Genomic DNA, 19,583 nt, shown 5'->3' on the forward strand with positions numbered 1-19,583 from the left:
GTCGGCAAGCGGTGCGTGTGCCGCGAAACGAGAACGCTGCGTCGCTGCGCATCACGCCGGTGTGTCTCGCGTCTTAACGCTTGCGATACGCCACATGTCAGCCGTGCCGCTATCGCGCCCAAAGCACCTCAGTTGATTGCACGCGAAAGAAATGGTGAGGCGTGCTGCCGCGAGATTAGAAAGCGGCGACCCGCGGCGGCATCACGCCAGCGCGCCGCGCGCCTTAAGCGCCTTTAGATACGCCGCAGCCCCCGTGCCGGCCACCAATCCACTGGCAAAACAGGCCGTAAGCAGATAACCGCCAGTGGGTGCCTCCCAATCGAGCATCTCCCCGGCACAAAACACGCCGGGCAGCCGCGCGATCATCAGATGCGCGTCGAGCGCCTCGAACGGGATCCCGCCAGCAGTGCTGATCGCTTCCGCGATAGGCCGGGCGCGCGTGAACCGCACCGGGAGCGCCTTGATCGCATGCGCGAGGCCGTGTACGTCAGCAAACGCCTCCTTCGACAAAATCTCGTGCAGCAAAGCCAGCTTTACGCCGCCAATCCCGATTCTTCCGTGCAGGTGACTTGCCATCGAGCGCGAGCCGCGCGGCCGCGTCACTTCAGCGACGACTCGCTCGAGCGTCAAGCCCGGCGCCAGATCCAGCTCGATCGTCGCCTCGCCGTCGGCCAGAATCCGCTCGCGGATCGTCGCCGACATCGCGTAAATCAGGCTCCCTTCGAGGCCCGTTTCGGTCAGAAGTATTTCACCTTGTCGACTGTGGACTTTATTGTCTACGTCGGTGAGCGTGATGACGACCGGCTTGATCGGCTGACCGGCAAAACGCTCGCGCAGATATGGACTCCAGTCGGCGTCGAAGCCGCAGTTCGCGGGCCGCAGCGGCGTCACCGGCACCTGATGGGCGGCCATCGGCGGCACCCACGCACCGTCCGATCCGAGGCGCGGCCAGCTTGCGCCGCCGAGCGCGAACACGACGGCATCGCAAGTCACGGTGTGCTCGCCGTCGGGCGTCTCGAACCGCAGCGTGTGCGCGGTGGCGTCGTCCGCGTCGGGACCCCAGCCGCGCCACTTGTGCCGCATATGAAACCGCACGCCCGTCTCACGCAGCCGATGCAGCCACGCGCGCAGCATCGGCGCGGCTTTCATATCGGTGGGAAACACGCGCCCGGAACTGCCGACGAAAGTGTCGACCCCCAGATCCCGCAACCACGCCCGCAGCGCGTCGGGTCCGAAGACGTCCAGCAGCGGCGCGATTCGTTCGCGGCGCGCGCCGTAGCGGTCGAGAAACGGCTCGCGCGACTCCGAATGCGTGATGTTCATGCCGCCTTTGCCCGCCATCAGGAACTTGCGGCCGACCGACGGCATCGCGTCGTAGACGTCGACTTGCACGCCCTGCCGGGCGAGTGCCTCGGCCGCCATCAGGCCGGCGGGGCCGCCGCCGATCACGGCGACAAGGGCGGAATCCAAGGAAGAGCGCATGCGGTCCTGCGGATAAGCGGAAGGAAGAAGCGGCGCGCCTGCCGGAACGATCCCGAGCGGCGCGAAGGGCGCTATTTTCACACCGCGCACGGCACAGGGCAAACGTACGGCCAACACCGAAGGCCGGAAAAAGCTGCGTTCAGGGGCTTGCGCAGCCGTCCGGCGCACGTTCGCATCTGTGTTCCAGACCCGCGCGACCTATACTTTCAAATACCTTCCCTCGGACGCCGCGCGCGTCTTTCTCGCATCAAAACCAAGCCACCGACTGCCTAGCGCCCCGACGCGGCCACCGCTGCGATCAATGCTGCACGCAAGGCCGGGAAATATCGGCATCGCGGCGATCGCCGCCGCGCGACGGCCGGCGTCATGGCTCGCGCGTGCGCCGCTCGCGCGGAGGGTCGATTGTTGAAAAATCAAGGAGCCAGCCATGAGCCGCAAATACATCGATTGCCGCGAATTCCCGAGCGAAATGAACTGCACCGTCGCGCTATCCGCCGACAGCGACAGCGAATTGCTCGAAGCCGCCGTGCAGCACGCCGTTGCGGTCCACAAGCACTCGGATTCGCCGGAACTGCGTTCGCAACTCAAGACGCTGTTTCATGAAGGCACACCGCCGGTTGAGGCGCCGCGTGCGTGAGGGAATCGTCCTTGCGAACGAAAGATGTCTCGTGCGACCCGGGCGCGCGGCTTGCAGCCGTCGCCCGCGCGGATCGCTGCGTTCTCGCGTAAGGGGTTCTCCTGAGCGCTAGCCGGGGTACGCCTCGTCCACCTTCAGCCCGGCGAGCTTGAAGATGACCCGCAGCGTTTGCGGTTTGATGTCGCGTCGCGACGCGAGCGTGGTCATCACGAAGTCGAGCACTTTGGCGTACTTGAGCATCGTCAGACACGTTTCCATGTCGACGCTGCCATCGCGCATGACTTCGGCGAGGCGCAGCATTTCGGTGGAGATGTCGCGCGCCATCTCCAGTTCGAGTTGCTGCTTCTCCGACCAGGCGGGCGTCGCGATGAGCTTCGCCAGCATTTCCTGAAATTTTTGTTCCACGTTTCCGTTGGGTACCGTATCCATTGCCGCCTCTTCTATCATCCGAGCACGCGTCCGGTTGAAGTCTCGGCGCGCTGCTGGTTACGTAACGTTCGGCCCGCTTTCTGAGGCCGTCCTCCCCACATGCATTCGGTTCGCGTGATCGGTGCCACGGCCGGCAGCTTCTTGTTATCGGCGACACGGCTTGCGGGATCGGCCGAAGCCGGGGCGCAAGCTGTTTTCAGTCACTTTCGGCACGTTTCCCATGATGCTTTTCGAGCAGGAAGCGTTCCAGGTTGATGCATTTCTCGCATGGGCTCCGCGGCTCGCTGGGTGAGCGAGTCGCAGTTTGGGTAAACTGGCAGCAACTTTTCCCTTTTTCCGTCATCTGTCGCACGTTCGCGTTGCAATTGTTGGCGGTACCTACGATGTCCAGCAAAACCCACGAAATCCGTCCGAACCAATCCGTCGAGTTGCTGAAGGAACTCCATATCCTCACGCGCGACGGCAAAATGAACCAGGACAGCCGCCGCAAGCTGAAGCAGGTCTATCACCTGTTCCAGTTCATCGAGCCGCTGCTCAAAGACCTCAAGGACAAGCAAGGCGCCTTGACGCTCGTCGACCACGGCGCGGGCAAGTCATACCTAGGTTTTATTCTTTACGATCTTTTCTTCAAGGAGTTTCAGAGTGCGGCGGGTGGGGCTTCACACATTTACGGCATTGAAACCCGCGAAGATCTCGTTACGAAGTCCGAAGAATTGGCCGCGCGGCTGGGTTTCACGGGGATGTCGTTTCTGAACCTGTCGGTCGCGGAGTCGATTTCGTCGACGCGATTGCCGGCGCAGATCGACATCGTGACGGCGCTGCACGCGTGCAATACCGCTACCGACGACGCGATCCGGTTCGCGCTCGACAAGCGGGCCAAGTACATCGTAGTGGTGCCATGCTGTCAGGCCGAGGTGGCCGGCGTGCTACGGCAGAACAAGGGCAAGTCGCTCGGCAACGCGTTGACGGAGATCTGGCGGCACCCGTTGCACACGCGGGAATTTGGCAGCCAGATCACGAATGTGCTGCGCTGTCTGCAGCTCGAGGCGCATGGGTATCAGGTCAGCGTGACCGAACTGGTCGGCTGGGAGCATTCGATGAAAAACGAGTTGATCATCGCGCAGTACAAGGATCTGCCGCGGCGCCGGCCGGCCGAACGCCTCAACGAAGTGATGGACACGCTCGGTATTCAGGAGTTGAAAGAGCGGTTTTTTGTCGAGGCCTGATGTGATGTGTTCCGGCCGATGAGGTGAGGCTTCTTCAGTGAGAAAGGCGGCTTTTACGGGCGAGCGCCATGCGCGCCGCCGGGATTGCATTGCCGCTCTCTGTCCCCGCGCTTACGTTCAGCGCTTCATCAATTCGTTCCAGCCTGCAAGACCGATTCGCCGCAACGTCGCCTGATTGCGCTCGTAAATATCTTCGGCATCGGGGAACGCCTGAACCGCTCTCTCGATGCTGTCTTCGCGCAGCAGATGCAGAATCGGACAGGGCGCCCGATTCGTGTAGTTCTCGATATCGTCCGGGGCGCTGCCTTCGAACTGGTAAGAGGGGTGAAAGCTCGCGATCTGAACGACACCTTCGAGCCGAAGCTGCTTGATGAGCCGGTCGGCGAAAAACAGGCAATCGTTGAAGTCGAGAAAATCTCCGAGCGCGTGCGGCAGGATCAGCAGCGTGGTGTCGACGGCCTCCGGATCGGCGGCCACCAGCGTCTGCAACTCCGCTTCGAGATCGGTCAAGACGGCTTCCATCTCCACGGCCTCGCTCACGGCGTAGCGAATTTGCCCCTTCGCGTGCACGGCTTTCGCGAAAGGACACAAATTGAGTCCGATCACGGCCTCGGTCAGCCAGTGACGGGTGGCGGCAACGACGGCATCGTGGGATTCGGCGGGCAACGGCATGGCAGGCGACACGGCGGATAAAAGGCGGGTGGGGAAAAGCACCATTCTAACGGCCCGAGCCGGCGCCGCTCTGCTCACGGCGCGATCCCCGGCGCGCAAAAGGCGCAACCTCGGCTCGACCCCGGCTCGACCCCGCGTCAGATCAAACCGCCCGCGTCCCACCGCATGCGGCGGCGATCAACTGCGCGGCCACTTTCGGTGCGGCCAGGATAGGCCCGCATCCCGGGCCGTAAGTCTGGCTGGCCGCATAGACGCCCTCGATCACCAGGCCGAGTGCATTCGCGAGCGCCTCTGGATCGTTAGCGGCGGCCGCCGTCGACAGTTCGATGAGCCGTGCCATCAAACGCTGCTTGTTGCGAAAGACGAACTGCCGGGCCGGATGCGTGGGGTCCGAAAATTCCACCGACACGTTCACGAACGGACAGCCGCGATAGTCGTCCACCGACGCGCGCACCGAGAGGTCGTCGAAATACTGCTGAAGCTGCTTCGCCGGCTCGCCCGGATACTTGGCGAAACTCCTCTCCACGTAGCCGAAGAACCGCTCGTCCTGCTGTTCCAGATAGGCCATTACCAATTCGTCTTTCGACGAGAACTGGCGGTACAAACTCATCTTGTTCACGCCTGCACGCTCGACCACCGCGTCGACGCCGACCGTGCGCACGCCTTCGCGGTAGAACAGCTCGCTCGCGGCGTGCAGCAGATTGCGCTGGGCCTGCGGCCCGGCCGTCTGCGCACCGCGCGCACGGGCTTTCCCGGTCGGCTTGGGAGTGTTGCTCTCGGACATGATGGACCGCCTGTTTGGAACTGAATTGACGCCTTGACATGTTACCGACCAGTAACTAACATCGCAACACCATTGTGACTGATCTGTCACAAATCATTTACGGAACCCGTAATAATACGAACGACGCAGCCTGCGAGGCGAAGCGTCGATTGGAGAACCAATGAACTGGGCAGCGAGACTGATTGGCGGGCGGTTCCACTACGGTTGGTTGACAGTCGCGGTGGTGTTTCTGGTATTGCTGGCGGCGGCGGGCACGCGCGCCACGCCGAGCGTGATGATGTTGCCGCTCGAGCACCAGTTCGGCTGGAGCCGCGCGACGATCTCGCTGGCGATTTCCGTGAACATCGCACTCTACGGCCTGATGGGGCCGTTCGCGGCGGCGGCCATGCAACGCTTCGGCGTGCGTCCCACGCTGCTCGTCGCGCTCGGCACGATGGCGTTGGGCGTAGCGCTGTCGTCGCTGATGACGCATCCGTGGCAGATGGTGCTGATCTGGGGCGTGATGGTGGGCGGTTCGACCGGCGTCGCCGCACTATCGCTGTCCGCGACGGTGGTGACGCGCTGGTTCACCACGCGCCGCGGCCTCGTCATGGGCATTCTCACGGCCAGTTCGGCCACCGGCCAACTGGTGTTCCTGCCGATGCTCGCGGCCATCGCCGAGCATTACGGCTGGCGTCAGGTTGTGTGGGTCGTCGCACTCGCGGCGGCGGTGGTGATTCCGCTGGTCGCGTTTCTGCTGCCCGAGCGCCCGGCCGACATGAAACTGCGTCCGTATGGCGAACCGCACGACGCGCCGGTCGCGAGCACCGTCACCAAACAGAACCCGCTCGCCATCGCGTTCGGCACGCTGGCCATGGCGAGCAAAACCCGTGATTTCTGGCTGCTGTTTTTCAGCTTTTTTATCTGCGGCGCGAGCACCAACGGCTATGTCGGCACCCACTTGATCGCGATGTGCGGCGACTACGGCATGACCGAGGTGCAGGGTGCGTCGCTGCTCGCCGCGATGGGCATCTTCGATCTGTTCGGTACGACGCTCTCGGGCTGGTTGTCGGACCGCTTCAATAGCCGTGTGTTGCTGTTCTGGTATTACGGCTTGCGGGGCTTGTCGCTGATGTATTTGCCGCACGCGTTCGGTATCGACTTCTTCGGTCTGCCGTTGTTCGCCGTGTTCTACGGACTCGACTGGATCGCCACCGTTCCGCCGACCGTGCGTCTTGCAACCGATGTGTACGGCAAGGAAGCGGCGCCCGTGGTGTTCGGCTGGGTGGTCGCGGGCCACCAGCTCGGCGCGGCATTCGCGGCGCTGGGCGCGGGCATGCTGCGCGCGAGCCTCGGCACCTATACGGTGGCGTCGATGATTTCGGGTGGGCTGTGTCTGGTCGCCGCGGTGATCGTGTTGCGGATCAATCGGCCCGCGAAAGTGCCGCAGCCGCAGGCGGTGTAAGGCTGCGCTGCGTAACGAAGCAACGAAGCAACATGGGACGGCCACCGGGTGAATCCGGTGGCCGTTTCCTTTGGCAAGCCACGCGGAAACAAACTGACCGCTTGTTGGAGCGCGCGCGCCGAACCCCGGTTATGCTATGTGACCCCGGGCGACCGCCCGGCGATCATGAATTTCGACCGAGAGAAGCGCATGACCAACAAACCCGCCCCTACCGAAGTTGCCATTCACGAGCTGATTGCGGGCCGCTGGAGCCCGCGCGCGTATTCGAGCGAGCCGGTGAGTCGCGAGCATTTGCGCTCCGTGCTCGAAGCGGCGCGCTGGGCGCCGTCTGCCTACAACGCGCAACCGTGGCGTTTTCTCGTCTTCGATCGCAGTGTCGATGAAGTTTCGTTCAAGCAGGCTTTCGCGACGCTGGTGCCGTTCAATCAGGGCTGGAATTCGCGCGCGCCGGTGCTGATCGCCGTGACCACGCACACGCTGACCAACAAGGGTGAAGTGAACCGCTGCGCCGCGTACGATGCCGGTTCCGCCGCCATGGCGCTGGTGTTGCAGGCACATGCGCTCGGGCTGGCCGCGCATCAGATGAGCGGCTTCGATCCTAACGCGTTCCGCACGACATTCGCGTTGCCGAACGACGTCGACGTGATCGCGATCATTTCGCTCGGCCATTACGGCGAAGTCGACAAGCTCGATCCGGTGCTGCGCGAGCGCGAGAAATCGGTGCGTCAGCGTCTGCCGCTGGCCGACGTCGCCTACGGCGGCGGCTGGAAGAAGGCTCTGTGAGCGGTTCACCGCGCTAGATGCGAAAAAAGCGCGCGGCACCGTTCGCGCGTTGTTTATTCCACTTCGTCCGGGACGCTCGAGAGCGGCGTCGCCACATGTTCGAGCGATTTCCGCTCCGCGTCTACGCCCCAGATCGCCGCCGCCACGGCCGCCACGAGCATCAGCCCCGATCCCACCAGGTAGCCCGAGAATACTGCGCTGCGCTGATGCGTGTCGATCAGTCTCCCGAAGAACGCCGGGCCGATGATGCCGCCGAGCGCCGTGCCGAACGCGTAGAAGACTGCAATCGCCAGCGCGCGGATTTCTAGCGGGAACGATTCGCTGACCGTCAAATACGCCGAACTCGCCGCTGCCGACGCGAAGAAGAAAATCACCATCCAGGCAATCGTCTGCGTGACGACGGTGAGCAACTGCTGCTCGAACAGATACCCGCTCAGCGTCAGCAGAATTGCGGACATGCCGTAAGTCGCCGCGATCATCTTGCGCCGCCCGATCACGTCGAAAAGCCGTCCGAGCAGCAACGGTCCGAGAAAGTTGCCGAGCGCGAAGGGCAGCAGATACCAGCCGATGTGGTCGCCCGGCACCTGGTAAAAGTCGGTGAGCACGAGCGCGTAAGTGAAGAAAATCGCGTTGTAGAAGAACGCCTGCGCGGTCATCAACGTGAGGCCGACCAGCGCGCGGCGGCGGTGCACGTTGAAGAGCGTATGGAACACCTCGCGCAACGGCGTATGCGCACGGGCGCGCAGCCGCAGACGGGTGAGCTGCTCGTCGGAGAGCGCGTGACCTTCGTCGCGAAAACGCCCTTCGATGCCTTCGACGATCGAGCGCGCGTCGGGCTCGTCGCCGTGCGTCAACAGCCAGCGCGGGCTTTCGGGCACCCAGATGCGCATTGGCAGGATCACCAGGGCGAGCACGGCGCCGATGAAGAAGCAGGCGCGCCAGCCCCAGTCGGCCGGCAGCAGGTGAGGATCGAGCAGCACCAGCGAGCCGGCCGCGCCGAGCCCGGCGCCGACCCAGAACGTGCCGTTGATGCCCAGATCGGTCCAGCCTCGCACCCGCGCCGGGGTGAATTCCTGGATCGTCGAGTTGATCGCCGTGTATTCGCCGCCGATCCCCGCGCCGGTCAGGAAGCGAAACAGCATGAAGCTGGCCAGATTCCACGAAAGCGCGGTCGCCGCCGTCGCGGCCAGATAGACGGCGAGCGTGATGAAAAACAGCTTGCGGCGGCCGAGCCGGTCGGTCAGCCAGCCGAAACCCAGCGCCCCGAGCACTGCGCCGGCGATATATGCGCTGCCTGCCAGGCCCACGTCGGCGTTGGAAAAGCGCAGTGACGGACTGGACTTCAGCGCGCTCGCGACGGCGCCCGCCAAGGTCACTTCGAGGCCGTCGAGCAGCCACGTGACACCCAGCGCCACCACGATCAGTGAATGAAAGCGGCCCCACGGCAGCCGGTCCAGCCGCGAGGGCAGGTCCGTTTCGATCAGCGTGGCGTTTTTCTCGTGAACAGCGGCAGTCGGCGGCGCGCTCATTGCTTGACGTCTCCTCAATCCGAAAATTTGGCGGCGTATCCTGTCGAAAAGAGCAATATTCGTTCCGTCGAACGATCTTTTGCCTTATAGCGGCCGGTTCGAAAGCGTTAGTTGATGCTAGCCGAGTTTTCGTGTTACAAAGCCGCTCCCCTTTCTGTCCGCGCCAGCTGAGCGGCGATGCCTGCCATGAACTATTGCGCGATTGACTTCGGTACTTCCAACTCGGCCGTGGCCGTGCCTGACGGCGCTTTGCTCAAGCTCGCGCCGGTCGAAGACGCCTACACGACGCTGCCCACTGCCGTCTTTTTCAACACCGACGAAGACACGCGCGAATTCGGGCGGGCGGCGCTGGCGGCATACATCGACGGCTTCGATGGTCGGCTGATGCGCTCGATGAAAAGCATTCTCGGCTCGCCGCTCGCCGAAAACTCGACGGATCTGGGCGACGGCTCCGCGATCAAGTACACGGACGTGATCGCGATTTTCGTCGATCACCTCAAGCGCTCGGCCGAAAAGAGCACCGGCGGCGCGATCGATCGCGCGGTGCTGGGCCGCCCGGTGTTTTTCGTCGACGACGATCCACGCGCCGACCAGATGGCGCAGCAGCAGCTCGAAGCCGCCGCGCGCTCGGTCGGCTTGCGGGAAATTCACTTTCAGTATGAGCCGATCGCGGCCGCATTCGACTACGAATCGCATCTGACGGAGGAGGGGCTCGTGCTGGTGGCCGACATCGGCGGCGGCACGTCGGACTTTTCGCTGGTGCGGGTCGGACCGGAACGGATGAAGCGCGTCGAGCGCAAGGGCGACGTGCTGGCGCACCACGGCGTACACGTTGCGGGCACGGACTTCGACCGCCGCGTCGAACTGGCGACGATCCTCCGCGAACTCGGCTATCAGTCGCTCGATCCGGAAGGGCGCGAGATCCCAAACCGTATCTACTTCGATCTGGCGACCTGGCACTTGATCAACACGGTCTACGCGCCGAAGCGGGTCAGCGAACTCGCGCTGATGCGGCACCTGTTTACCCAAACCAAGCACCACGACCGCCTGATGCGCGTCGTTGAGCGCCGCCTGGGGCACGCGCTGGCGGCCCATGCGGAAGAGGCGAAGATCGGCGTGGCGGCGGGCGGCGAGACCGTCATCGATCTCGACGAAGTGGAAGACGACCTGCGCCTCGCCTTCGACGAAGCCCAACTCATCAAAGCCGGCCAGGATGAGACGCAACGCATCGTGCAGGCGGCGCGCGATACGGTCCAGGCGGCCGGCGTCGCGCCGCGCGACGTCAGCGCAGTGTATTTCACGGGCGGCTCGACCGGGCTCGCATTTCTATCGGGCGCATTGGCGGCCGCATTTCCGGATGCGAAAGCGGTATTCGGCGATCGACTCGCCAGCGTTGCAACGGGACTCGGTATTCATGCCCGGCGTCTGTTCGGATAACCAACAAACTAATCCCTCGCATACTGCGAAGATAATCAGCGCATTCAGTTGCGATGGATATAAAAAAACCCCGCCGAGGCGGGGTTTTTTGCGTCCAGAAGGAAGCGTGTCGCTTACACCGGCTTGATGTTAGCGGCTTGCTTGCCCTTCGGGCCCGTCTTCACTTCAAACGTAACCTTTTGGTTTTCTTGCAGCGTCTTGAAGCCTTCCGTGCGGATTTCCGAGAAATGCGCGAACAGATCTTCGCCACCGCCGTCCGGCGTGATGAAGCCAAAGCCCTTTGCGTCATTGAACCACTTGACGGTACCGGTTTCCATATTACTTGTTCCTAAAGATGGTGAATAAGGCCGAAGCCCAGAGGGTGCATGAAAATCAAGGAAGGGGGTAATGGGACCAACCGGAGTACCGTTGATGGGCGAACTACGAAAGACCAATTCACTCGCCGCTTGAAATCCTGCCCGAACGTTATACGGGCATTTCCAGATAAGGTCAACAGTGTCGTCGAATCTTTTGCAGTATTTAGCGAGTAGGCGCAGTTTGTGCTTACAAAGCTTTCTGCCGCCTCGATCTTTTTGCCAGGGAGAACCCTTAGTTTCGCTGCATCAGGTCGGTGCAACCGTTAAACTACGCGCCGCGCGTCGGTTGCACCTGTCAGGACGGGTCCGCCGCGCATGCATGCGCGTCACCCGTCTCCAGCGCCACAAGCGATGTCACGCGGTGCCGACATGGTTCTGATACAGGAGAAGACGTGAAAAGTTCTATACAACGGAACATCGGGCCGTTCGCACTACTGCTGACCGGCTTGGGCTCGATCATCGGATCGGGCTGGCTGTTCGGCGCATGGAAAGCCGCCAAAATTGCCGGTCCCGCTGCCATTTGTGCCTGGGTCATCGGCGCAGTCGTGATTCTCGCGATTGCCCTGACTTACGCGGAACTCGGTGCGATGTTTCCGGAATCCGGCGGTATGGTGCGCTACGCGCGCTATTCGCACGGTGCGCTGGTCGGTTTTATCAGCGCGTGGGCCAACTGGATTGCGATCGTTTCGGTGATTCCGATCGAAGCCGAGGCATCCATTCAATATATGAGCACGTGGCCCTATGCGTGGGCGCATGCGCTCTTCGTCGACGGCTCGTTAACCACTAACGGGTTATTGCTGTCCGCCGGCCTCGTGATCATCTACTTCCTGCTGAACTACTGGGGCGTCAAACTGTTCGCGCGCGCCAATTCGGCGATCACGATCTTCAAGTTCCTGATTCCCGGCGCGACGATCCTTGGCTTGATGCTGACCGGCTTTCACAAGGAAAACTTCGGCGAAACAAGCACGTTCGCGCCGTACGGCTGGTCGTCGGTGCTGACGGCGGTCGCGACGAGCGGCATCGTGTTCGCGTTCAACGGTTTCCAGAGCCCGATCAACCTCGCTGGCGAAGCACGCAATCCGGCCAAGAGCGTGCCGTTCGCGGTGATCGGCTCGATCCTGCTGGCGCTGGTGATCTACGTGCTGTTGCAGATCGCGTATATCGGCGCGGTGAACCCGAGCGACGTCATGAAGGGCTGGAGCCACTTCAACTTCGCGTCGCCGTTCGCCGAACTCGCGATCGCGCTGAACCTGAACTGGCTGGCGATCCTGCTGTACGTGGATGCTTTCGTCAGCCCGAGCGGCACCGGTACCACCTATATGGCGACCACCACCCGCATGATTTACGCGATGGAGCGCAACAACACGATGCCGAAGATGTTCGGCAACGTGCACCCGTTCTATGGCGTGCCGCGTCAGGCGATGTGGTTCAACCTGTTCGTGTCGTTCATTTTCCTGTTCTTCTTCCGCGGCTGGAGCTCGCTGGCGGCGGTGATTTCGGTCGCCACGGTAATCTCGTACCTGACGGGCCCGATCAGCCTGATGGCGCTGCGCCGCGCGGCGACGGACCTCGAGCGTCCGCTGCACATCGCCGGCATGAAGGTGATCGCGCCGTTCGCGTTCGTGTGTGCGTCGCTGATCCTTTACTGGGCCAAATGGCCGCTCACCGGCGAAATCATTCTGCTGATGGTCGTCGCGTTGCCGGTGTACTTCTACTTCCAGGCGAAGTCGGGTTTTGCCGGCTGGGGCCGCGATCTGAAGGCGGCATGGTGGCTGGTCGCCTACCTGCCGATCATGGCGGTTCTGTCGCTGATCGGCAGCAAGGAGTTCGGCGGTTTCGGCATCCTGCCGTACGGCTGGGACATGCTGGTGGTGATCGCGTTCTCGCTGGTGTTCTACTACTGGGGCGTGAATAGCGGCTACCGGTCGGAGTATCTGGAAGAGCGTCAGACTCACGACGAAGTGCTCGAAGGCATGGGCGCGCACTAAGCGCCGCGCTGAGCCTGTCGGCCGGGCCGCGGTTGAGTCCGGGACGAGAAAAAGCCCGCCTGAGTTGCTCAGGCGGGCTTTTTTGTTGGCTGTCGCGTGGGGGCGTTGGCTGCCTACCGGCGCCAGGCTCAGGCGCTGCCGAACACGTAGTTCGTCATCGCGAGCGAGCGCTGATATGTGCCGAGCGACTGGATGGCCAGCGAATAATCGTCGTCCGCCGCGCCCAATGCGGCGAATACGGGCAGCAGATGCTCGTCGGTCGGATGCATCAGCACTGCGTGCGGCGCCTGGCGGCGGTAGTCGAGCAGCGCACCGACATCGTGCGCGGCGAGTTTCGTTTCGAACCAGTCCGTGAACTCGGCCACGCGCGGATCGGCATCTTCCGGGCGCGCGGAGAAATCGGCGGCGCGCAGATTGTGCGTGATCTGGCCGGAGCCGATCACCATCACACCATCGTCTTTCAACGCGCGCAGCGCACGACCTACTTGGAAATGATGTGCGGCGTCCATGTGCGGCTGGATCGACAACTGCGCGACCGGCACGTCCGCGTGCGGGAACATCAGCAGCATCGGCACCCACGCGCCGTGGTCGAGCCCGTGCGGCTGGGTGTCCGCGAGGATACCGTTTTCGCCAAGCAGCGCGGCGGCACGGTGCGCGACATCGGGCGCGCCCGGCGCCGGGTACTGGATTTCGTACAACTGACGCGGAAAGCCGTAGAAATCGTGGATGGTTTCCGGCGTCGTCGCCGTGCTCGCCAGCGGATGTGCGGTGCCCCAGTGGGCCGACAGCATCAGTACAGCTTGCGGACGCGGCAGCTGCGCGCCTAATACGCCGAACTGCGCGGACGGCATCGAGGGATCGATCGGCAGCGTGGGCGCGCCGTGGGACAGGAAAAGCGAGGGTAGGCGGTTCATGGCAGCAACGCAGTCGCAGGGACACGGCGCAGAAGTGGGGTTGCTATCAATATAGGCCCGCACCATCGTTTGATAAACGGGCGAAAAGAGAATTGATTGTGTCGCCCTTGTTATCAATTCGGGCGCGCAGCGCACCGGGCAGAAGCGGTAGGGCAGCGTCTGCTACTGCTGAGCGTCGCGCAATCCGGTCCACGAGGGCGACAAAGCCGGTCCGAGCGCGAACAGGTCCAGCACGCGCGCCACGGTGTGATCGACCATTTCGTCGATCGAGGCCGGTTGGTTGTAGAACGCAGGCAGCGGCGGGAAGATCACGCCGCCCATTTCGGTAACGGCCGTCATATTGCGCAGATGCGCGAGATTGAACGGCGTCTCGCGAACGAGCAACACGAGGCGGCGACGCTCCTTGAGCGTGACGTCGGCGGCGCGGGTGATCAGGTTGTCGGAAAAGCCGTGCGCGACGCTTGCGAGCGTCTTCATCGAGCAGGGGGCGACCACCATGCCGTCGGTGGCGAACGAGCCGGACGCGATGGTCGCGCCGACATCGCGCACCGAATGGACGACATCCGCGAGAGGATGCACGTCTTCCTTGCTCAACTGGAGTTCGTGCTGGATATTGAGCCAGCCTGCGCTCGAAATCAGCAGATGGCTCTCGACGCCGCCGAGCCTGCGCAGCGTCTCGAGCAACCGGATACCGTAGATGGCGCCGGTCGCGCCGGTGATCGCGACGATCAGCCGGCGCGGCGCCGCAGCGCGTGTTTCCATGACTCGCGGCGCCTTATCGGGATAAACGGAACGGCAGGGGCCGCTCAGGCCGCGGCGAACAGTTGCTGCAGTTCGCCCGATTCGTACATTTCCATCATGATGTCCGAGCCGCCGATGAACTCGCCCTTCACGTAGAGCTGCGGAATGGTCGGCCAGTTCGAGAACGACTTGATGCCCTGGCGGACTTCGTCGTCTTCGAGGACGTTGACGGTCTTGAGCTCACCGACGCCGCACGCTTTCAGAATCTGGATGGCGCGACCGGAGAAGCCGCACATCGGGAACTGGGCGGTGCCCTTCATGAAGAGGACGACGTTGTTTTCGTCGACGATTTGCTTGATGCGTTGTTGCGTATCCATGACTGACCTTGCGGTTCCGTGATGTGTAGGGAATAGGCTGAAATGATAGCGGATTTCGGTACGGCCGGCCGAGGGCCGATTTGTCGGTGCGTCTATTGTGAGCGTTCAGCGGGGTATTCGGGGCATGCAGGCGCCTCGCCGCCCAGCCGGCCGCCAGTAATCCGCTCGATACCGGCAAGATCCCGCTCCGAGCGCACCTGCGTGAAACCTTGCGCGCTTAGCAGCGCGCGCACGGCTTGCGCCTGATCGTAGCCGTGCTCGATCCACAAGGCGCCATGAGCGGCGAGGCGAGCGGGCGCGCCGGCGACGATGGCGCGGATCGCGCTGAGCCCGTCGGCTTCATCGGTGAGCGCGCCGCGCGGCTCGAAACGCAAATCGCCCTCCGACAAATGTGGATCGCCGCTCGCGATATACGGCGGATTGCTGACGATCAAGTCGAAGCACAGTGCTGGCTCGAGCGAGTCGTACCAGTCGCTTTGCCCGAGCGATACGGTGCCGCCCGGGCGTTTCGCCTCCAGCAGGCGAGCGGCGTTGCGCGTGGCCACCGCCAGCGCTTCGGCTGAACGGTCGAGCGCCCAGACCCGCGCGTCGGGCCGCGTCGACGCAAGCGCCACGGCAATCGCGCCGGTGCCGGTGCCGAGATCGAGCACGCGCGGCCGCGCGATGTTTTCCATCGCCGCCAGCGCGGTTTCGACCAGCAATTCGGTCTCGGGACGCGGAATCAGCACATCCGGCGTGACTTCGAAATCCAGCCCGAAAAATTCCCGCGCGCCGACCAGTTGCGCGACCGGCTCGCCGGCCACGCGCCGCGCTTGAAGTGTCAGGTAACGCTCGACGCTCGCGCTGTCGAGCGCTTCATCGCTGCGCGTGATCAATTGCGTGTGCCGCCAGCCGAGCACGTGCGTGAGCAGAATCCGCGCTTCGAGCGGCGGCAGCGGCGAGGCGCGCAGCAGTGCGGCGGGCGTGCTCGCCGTGGCCGGGGGCGCCCGGTCGGCGGGGTTGTCTGGCGTGGCGGGCATCATCGGCGTGTCAGTCCGCGTCGCCTAGCGAGGCCAGCAACTCTGCCTGATGCTCGCTGACGAGCGCCGCGATCAGTTCGTCGAGATCGCCATCCATGATCGCGTCGAGCCGATACAGCGTCAGGTTGATCCGGTGATCGGTCAGCCGCCCCTGCGGGAAGTTGTACGTGCGAATCCGCTCCGAGCGGTCGCCTGAGCCGATCAGGCTCTTGCGTGTGGCGGCTTCCTTCGCCTGCTGTTCATGCGACTGCTTGTCCTTGATACGCGCGGCGAGCACCTTCAGCGCGCGGTCCTTGTTCTTGTGCTGCGAGCGGTCGTCCTGACACTCGACGACGATGCCGGTCGGCAAGTGCGTGACGCGCACCGCGGAGTCGGTCTTGTTGATGTGCTGGCCGCCCGCGCCGGACGCGCGGAACGTGTCGATGCGAAGATCGGCGGGATTGATCTCGACTTCGCCGATTTCGTCAGCCTCGGGCATCACCGCGACCGTGCAGGCGGACGTGTGAATGCGGCCCTGCGTTTCGGTAGCCGGCACGCGCTGCACGCGATGGCCGCCGGACTCGAACTTCAGCTTCGAATACACGGCTTCACCGGCGATCCGCACGATCACTTCCTTGTAGCCGCCGAGATCCGATTCGCTCGCCGACATCAGCTCGACCTGCCAGCGATTGCGCTCGGCAAAGCGCAGATACATGCGCAGCAGATCGCCCGCGAACAGCGCGGACTCGTCGCCGCCCGTACCCGCACGGATTTCGACGAAGATATTGCGGTCGTCGTTCGGATCTTTCGGCAGCAGCATTTTCTGCAGCTCCGCGCCGAGCTGCTCCATGCGGTCGCGCGCAGCGCGAATTTCATCTTCCGCGAAGTCGCGCATCGACGTGTCCGCCAGCAGTTCCTGCGCGGTTTCCTCGTCACTGCGCGCCTCGCGCCATAGCGCGTAATGCTCGACCACCGGCCCGAGCTCGGCGTGCTCGCGCGTGAGCTTGCGGTATTGATCGAGATTCGAGGTGACGTCCTCGCGGCTCAACAGGTCGTTCAGTTCGGCCAGCCGTGTAGTGAGCTGGTCGAGCTTGCGTTGCATGCTCGTTTTCATCGGACGGGTTTCGGAGCGGGCTCCGGCAAGGACGGCGACTAGGGAATGGGCGGATGCCCTGAACGGAAGCACGTCGCGCGCCACTGGCGGGCGGCGCGGACAGCGCGGCGCTGGCTGCGCCGCTAACGCTCGGTGGAACCGGAGTGCTTGTAGAAACCGCTCATCAGTTCGATGAGCGTGTCGCGGTTATCGCTGCTCGCGCGATTGAGCGCGTGCGTCGGGCCGTGGATCAGCTTGTTGGTGAGCGCTTGCGACAGCGCTTCGAGTACTGCGGCCGGGTCGTCGCCGCGTGCGAGCATCTTCTGCGCACGCTCGACTTCGGCGCGGCGCAGCACGTCGGCCTGTGTATGCATGTGGCGGATCACCGGCACGATGCTGCGTGCGTCGAGCCACTGCATGAAATTCTGCACACGCGTTTCGATGATCGCTTCGGCCTGCGCGACCGCGGCTTGCCGCGACGCATTGCCTTCGCGGACGATCGCGCCGAGGTCGTCGACGGTGTACAGGAAGACGTCTTCGAGCTGGCCGGCTTCGGGCTCGATATCGCGCGGCACGGCGAGGTCGACCATGAAAATCGGCCGGTGACGACGCGCTTTGACTGCCCGCTCGACCGCGCCGAGCCCGATGATCGGCAACGTGGACGCCGTGCACGACACGATGATGTCGAACTCGTGCATGCGCGCCGGCAGCTCCGACAGCGGAATAGCCCGGCCGTTGAAGCGCTCGGCGAGCCGCGAACCGCGTTCGGCCGTACGATTGGCGACCACCAGCTCACGCGGATGTTGCGCGGCGAAGTGCGTCGCGCACAATTCGATCATTTCGCCCGCGCCGATGAACAGTACGCGCTGGTTCGAGACCTTGTCGAAAATCCGCTGGGCGAGTCGCACAGCGGCTGCCGCCATGGAAACCGACTGCGCGCCGATTTCGGTGGTGCTGCGCACTTCCTTCGCGACGGCGAAGGTGCGCTGGAACAACTGGTTCAGATAGGTGCCGAGCGCGCCGGCTTCGGACGCGGTGCGCACTGCGTCCTTCATTTGTCCGACGATCTGCGTCTCACCCAGCACCATGGAGTCGAGCCCCGACGCGACGCGGAACGCGTGGCGCACGGCTTCCGACTGCGGCAGCGCGTAGACGTGGGGCGCGAGTTCATCGATGGGCAGGTTGTGGTACTTCGAAAACCACTGGATCGCGGCTTCTCGCGCGGCTTGGTCGTCGGTGGCGCAGTAGAGTTCGGTGCGGTTGCAGGTGGACAGAATCGCCGCTTCCGGCGCCGTGCGGGCCGTGCGGCCGAGCCAGACGCCCTTGAACGTGTCCAGTGCAGGCTTGATCTGTTCGAGCGGAAACGCCACGCGTTCGCGCAGGGCGACAGGCGCAGTGTGGTGATTGATTCCGATCGTGAGAAGCTGCATTTTGAGGGGCTATGGTTTAGCCCAATATTATAGCGTTTTCACGATTCTTACATCCTGCACCCGTCAACCGGCCTTCAATCTGCGTCGACAACGGCTTCTGGCGGGATCGCGTCGAGCTGATAGCCGTAGCCGTACACCGGCGTGAGGGCATAGCCGAGTTCGGGGCGCAACTGCAATTTGTTGCGTACCCGTGAGGCGTGTGTGTCGATCGTGCGTGACTTTTCGTCGCGGCGGCGCGCCCAGACGGTTTCGAGGATGTGCGCGCGCGACACTGGGCGCGCCAGATTGTTGAACAGCAGCAACGCGAGGCGGAATTCCTTGGGAGTCAGGATGACCGTCAGGCCGCGGTAGGTGACGGCGAAATGCGCGGTGTCGAATGCATAGCCGCCGATCGTGTCCCGCCGCCGGTTGGCCGGCCGCCGCAGGCTGGCACGGCGCAGCAGCGCGTCCACCCGGGCCAGCATTTCCGGGCCGCGGACCGGTTTGTTGAGGCAATCGTCGGCGCCGGCGTGCAATGCGGCGACGATCTGGCTTTCGCGCGGCGCCGACATCAGCACGATGACCGGCAGGCTCGGCAGGATGGAGCGGGCGCGCGCGATCACGTCTTCGGCGCAATGGTCGCGGGCCCAGCTCGCGGTGATCAGAAGATCGAAGAACTCGTCAGTGGCACGCTGCAGGAAGGGCGCGCTGGCGATGAAATGCTGGCACACATGGCCGCCCGCGAAGATCAGCCGCTCGATCAGTTTGGCGTGTTGCACATCCGGTTCGATGAGGGCGATTCGCATGGCGCGGGTTCAGCTGGCAACGGCCGGGAATTGGATTTTTCCGCACAGTTTGCGGCTTGCCTAACCTCATCCCGACCCCTAAACTCAACCGCTATGCGGAAAGCGCCGTGCTGAACTTCCTATAGTTAATGAGACAAAAATGCTAGCTGTCGTGTCCCCTTGCGAATATCAGACAAATCGGAAAATGCGCGAGCTTGGCCGCTGATGGGTTGGCCCGGCATCATCGTGTTGGGGGTGGCGATCGGACTGGCTGGCTGGTGGCTGCATCCGTTGCGCCGCGCGAGCCGCGCCCGTTGGTGGGTGGCGCTGCTGGCCGGTGTGCTCGGCACGAGCGTCGCGCGCATGGGCGGCAATGTGACCGGTCTCTTTCATGACGGCGATACACTGGAATGGCCGGTATGCACCGCCATCGCGGTAATCGCCGTTGCCGCGACGCTTGGCTTGCGTTCCCGTCGATGAATCTTTGCAGGTGACTTCC

At 63.5% G+C, this 19,583-nt stretch carries 20 protein-coding genes; 7 read left to right on the forward strand and 13 right to left on the reverse strand.

Going from position 1 to position 19,583, the window contains the following annotated elements:
• Nucleotides 1–201 precede the first annotated feature (201 nt).
• Entirely contained in the window at nt 202–1,482 is a 1,281-nt protein-coding gene (locus HV770_RS27615) for a TIGR03862 family flavoprotein (RefSeq protein WP_175164733.1), read from the reverse strand.
• A 427-nt stretch (nt 1,483–1,909) separates the two neighbouring features.
• On the opposite strand from HV770_RS27615, the gene HV770_RS27620 reads away from it, so the two are divergent.
• Nucleotides 1,910–2,119 (forward strand): DUF1059 domain-containing protein, encoded by a 210-nt coding sequence (locus HV770_RS27620; RefSeq protein WP_175164734.1) that lies wholly within the window; start codon nt 1,910–1,912, stop codon nt 2,117–2,119.
• Nucleotides 2,120–2,227: 108 nt separating this feature from the next.
• On the opposite strand, the gene HV770_RS27625 is transcribed toward HV770_RS27620, so the two are convergent.
• On the reverse strand, nt 2,228–2,548 hold the full coding sequence (locus HV770_RS27625) for a type II toxin-antitoxin system HicA family toxin (protein WP_012434486.1): 321 nt from the start codon (nt 2,546–2,548) through the stop codon (nt 2,228–2,230).
• Nucleotides 2,549–2,931: 383 nt separating this feature from the next.
• Between HV770_RS27625 and HV770_RS27630 the strand changes: the two genes are divergently transcribed.
• Complete coding sequence (locus tag HV770_RS27630; protein ID WP_175164735.1) at nt 2,932–3,774, forward strand: class I SAM-dependent methyltransferase; 843 nt, start codon at nt 2,932–2,934, stop codon at nt 3,772–3,774.
• A gap of 117 nt (nt 3,775–3,891) precedes the next feature.
• Here HV770_RS27630 and HV770_RS27635 read toward each other — a convergent pair whose 3' ends face one another.
• Nucleotides 3,892–4,446: a DUF1415 domain-containing protein gene (locus HV770_RS27635; RefSeq protein ID WP_175164736.1), complete on the reverse strand. Its 555-nt coding sequence runs from the start codon at nt 4,444–4,446 to the stop codon at nt 3,892–3,894.
• A 142-nt stretch (nt 4,447–4,588) separates the two neighbouring features.
• Complete coding sequence (locus tag HV770_RS27640; protein WP_175164737.1) at nt 4,589–5,230, reverse strand: TetR/AcrR family transcriptional regulator; 642 nt, start codon at nt 5,228–5,230, stop codon at nt 4,589–4,591.
• 160 nt (nt 5,231–5,390) lie between these two features.
• Between HV770_RS27640 and HV770_RS27645 the strand changes: the two genes are divergently transcribed.
• Both HV770_RS27645 and HV770_RS27650 read left to right on the forward strand, forming a co-directional pair.
• Entirely contained in the window at nt 5,391–6,674 is a 1,284-nt protein-coding gene (locus tag HV770_RS27645) for an MFS transporter (RefSeq protein ID WP_175164738.1), read from the forward strand.
• A gap of 189 nt (nt 6,675–6,863) precedes the next feature.
• Nucleotides 6,864–7,457 carry a nitroreductase family protein gene (locus HV770_RS27650; protein ID WP_175164739.1) on the forward strand — a complete coding sequence of 198 codons (594 nt, stop codon included), beginning with the start codon at nt 6,864–6,866 and terminating at the stop codon, nt 7,455–7,457.
• Nucleotides 7,458–7,510: 53 nt separating this feature from the next.
• Here HV770_RS27650 and HV770_RS27655 read toward each other — a convergent pair whose 3' ends face one another.
• The gene (locus HV770_RS27655; protein WP_175164740.1) at nt 7,511–8,986 is read right to left on the reverse strand and encodes an MFS transporter; all 1,476 of its coding nucleotides are present in this window, start codon (nt 8,984–8,986) and stop codon (nt 7,511–7,513) included.
• 186 nt (nt 8,987–9,172) lie between these two features.
• Here HV770_RS27655 and HV770_RS27660 point away from each other — a divergent pair, with 186 nt between their 5' ends.
• Nucleotides 9,173–10,423, forward strand: coding sequence for an Hsp70 family protein (locus HV770_RS27660; RefSeq protein WP_175164778.1), 1,251 nt, complete (start codon nt 9,173–9,175; stop codon nt 10,421–10,423).
• Nucleotides 10,424–10,536: 113 nt separating this feature from the next.
• Here the strand turns inward: HV770_RS27660 and HV770_RS27665 are convergent, their stop codons facing one another.
• On the reverse strand, nt 10,537–10,740 hold the full coding sequence (locus HV770_RS27665) for a cold-shock protein (protein ID WP_007180251.1): 204 nt from the start codon (nt 10,738–10,740) through the stop codon (nt 10,537–10,539).
• A gap of 431 nt (nt 10,741–11,171) precedes the next feature.
• On the opposite strand from HV770_RS27665, the gene HV770_RS27670 reads away from it, so the two are divergent.
• Nucleotides 11,172–12,767, forward strand: coding sequence for an APC family permease (locus tag HV770_RS27670; protein ID WP_175164741.1), 1,596 nt, complete (start codon nt 11,172–11,174; stop codon nt 12,765–12,767).
• A 128-nt stretch (nt 12,768–12,895) separates the two neighbouring features.
• Here the strand turns inward: HV770_RS27670 and HV770_RS27675 are convergent, their stop codons facing one another.
• From HV770_RS27675 to HV770_RS27705, 7 genes are all read right to left on the reverse strand, one after another.
• A complete protein-coding gene (locus HV770_RS27675; protein ID WP_175164742.1) occupies nt 12,896–13,681 on the reverse strand; it encodes a DODA-type extradiol aromatic ring-opening family dioxygenase in 786 nt (261 codons plus the stop codon).
• A gap of 162 nt (nt 13,682–13,843) precedes the next feature.
• A complete protein-coding gene (locus HV770_RS27680) occupies nt 13,844–14,443 on the reverse strand; it encodes a UbiX family flavin prenyltransferase (RefSeq protein WP_175164743.1) in 600 nt (199 codons plus the stop codon).
• A gap of 44 nt (nt 14,444–14,487) precedes the next feature.
• On the reverse strand, nt 14,488–14,799 hold the full coding sequence (grxD, locus tag HV770_RS27685; protein WP_175164744.1) for a Grx4 family monothiol glutaredoxin: 312 nt from the start codon (nt 14,797–14,799) through the stop codon (nt 14,488–14,490).
• A 92-nt stretch (nt 14,800–14,891) separates the two neighbouring features.
• Nucleotides 14,892–15,821, reverse strand: a complete 930-nt coding sequence (gene prmC / locus HV770_RS27690) for a peptide chain release factor N(5)-glutamine methyltransferase (RefSeq protein WP_246291215.1) — start codon at nt 15,819–15,821, stop codon at nt 14,892–14,894.
• A 7-nt stretch (nt 15,822–15,828) separates the two neighbouring features.
• Nucleotides 15,829–16,911, reverse strand: a complete 1,083-nt coding sequence (prfA, locus tag HV770_RS27695) for a peptide chain release factor 1 (protein WP_175164745.1) — start codon at nt 16,909–16,911, stop codon at nt 15,829–15,831.
• Nucleotides 16,912–17,033: 122 nt separating this feature from the next.
• Nucleotides 17,034–18,320 carry a glutamyl-tRNA reductase gene (gene hemA / locus HV770_RS27700; protein WP_175164746.1) on the reverse strand — a complete coding sequence of 429 codons (1,287 nt, stop codon included), beginning with the start codon at nt 18,318–18,320 and terminating at the stop codon, nt 17,034–17,036.
• Nucleotides 18,321–18,394: 74 nt separating this feature from the next.
• Nucleotides 18,395–19,105, reverse strand: coding sequence for a response regulator transcription factor (locus HV770_RS27705; RefSeq protein WP_175164747.1), 711 nt, complete (start codon nt 19,103–19,105; stop codon nt 18,395–18,397).
• A gap of 204 nt (nt 19,106–19,309) precedes the next feature.
• Between HV770_RS27705 and HV770_RS27710 the strand changes: the two genes are divergently transcribed.
• Nucleotides 19,310–19,564, forward strand: a complete 255-nt coding sequence (locus HV770_RS27710) for a hypothetical protein (protein WP_175164748.1) — start codon at nt 19,310–19,312, stop codon at nt 19,562–19,564.
• The last annotated feature ends 19 nt before the right edge of the window (nt 19,565–19,583 follow it).

This window comes from Paraburkholderia fynbosensis, assembly GCF_902859935.1.
In the GTDB taxonomy this organism is placed as follows: domain Bacteria; phylum Pseudomonadota; class Gammaproteobacteria; order Burkholderiales; family Burkholderiaceae; genus Paraburkholderia; species Paraburkholderia fynbosensis.

Excerpts from the sequence above, each read along its gene's own strand:
- HV770_RS27705 (WP_175164747.1), bottom strand. The coding sequence starts at position 19,105 with ATGCGAATCGCCCTCATCGAACCGGATGTGCAACACGCCAAACTGATC.
- prmC (WP_246291215.1), bottom strand. The coding sequence starts at position 15,821 with ATGATGCCCGCCACGCCAGACAACCCCGCCGACCGGGCGCCCCCGGCC.
- hemA (WP_175164746.1), bottom strand. The coding sequence starts at position 18,320 with ATGCAGCTTCTCACGATCGGAATCAATCACCACACTGCGCCTGTCGCC.
- HV770_RS27710 (WP_175164748.1), top strand. The coding sequence starts at position 19,310 with ATGGGTTGGCCCGGCATCATCGTGTTGGGGGTGGCGATCGGACTGGCT.
- HV770_RS27630 (WP_175164735.1), top strand. The coding sequence starts at position 2,932 with ATGTCCAGCAAAACCCACGAAATCCGTCCGAACCAATCCGTCGAGTTG.
- HV770_RS27660 (WP_175164778.1), top strand. The coding sequence starts at position 9,173 with ATGAACTATTGCGCGATTGACTTCGGTACTTCCAACTCGGCCGTGGCC.
- HV770_RS27625 (WP_012434486.1), bottom strand. The coding sequence starts at position 2,548 with ATGGATACGGTACCCAACGGAAACGTGGAACAAAAATTTCAGGAAATG.
- grxD (WP_175164744.1), bottom strand. The coding sequence starts at position 14,799 with ATGGATACGCAACAACGCATCAAGCAAATCGTCGACGAAAACAACGTC.
- HV770_RS27615 (WP_175164733.1), bottom strand. The coding sequence starts at position 1,482 with ATGCGCTCTTCCTTGGATTCCGCCCTTGTCGCCGTGATCGGCGGCGGC.
- HV770_RS27655 (WP_175164740.1), bottom strand. The coding sequence starts at position 8,986 with ATGAGCGCGCCGCCGACTGCCGCTGTTCACGAGAAAAACGCCACGCTG.
- HV770_RS27620 (WP_175164734.1), top strand. The coding sequence starts at position 1,910 with ATGAGCCGCAAATACATCGATTGCCGCGAATTCCCGAGCGAAATGAAC.
- HV770_RS27675 (WP_175164742.1), bottom strand. The coding sequence starts at position 13,681 with ATGAACCGCCTACCCTCGCTTTTCCTGTCCCACGGCGCGCCCACGCTG.
- HV770_RS27635 (WP_175164736.1), bottom strand. The coding sequence starts at position 4,446 with ATGCCGTTGCCCGCCGAATCCCACGATGCCGTCGTTGCCGCCACCCGT.
- HV770_RS27645 (WP_175164738.1), top strand. The coding sequence starts at position 5,391 with ATGAACTGGGCAGCGAGACTGATTGGCGGGCGGTTCCACTACGGTTGG.
- HV770_RS27650 (WP_175164739.1), top strand. The coding sequence starts at position 6,864 with ATGACCAACAAACCCGCCCCTACCGAAGTTGCCATTCACGAGCTGATT.
- prfA (WP_175164745.1), bottom strand. The coding sequence starts at position 16,911 with ATGAAAACGAGCATGCAACGCAAGCTCGACCAGCTCACTACACGGCTG.
- HV770_RS27640 (WP_175164737.1), bottom strand. The coding sequence starts at position 5,230 with ATGTCCGAGAGCAACACTCCCAAGCCGACCGGGAAAGCCCGTGCGCGC.
- HV770_RS27680 (WP_175164743.1), bottom strand. The coding sequence starts at position 14,443 with ATGGAAACACGCGCTGCGGCGCCGCGCCGGCTGATCGTCGCGATCACC.
- HV770_RS27665 (WP_007180251.1), bottom strand. The coding sequence starts at position 10,740 with ATGGAAACCGGTACCGTCAAGTGGTTCAATGACGCAAAGGGCTTTGGC.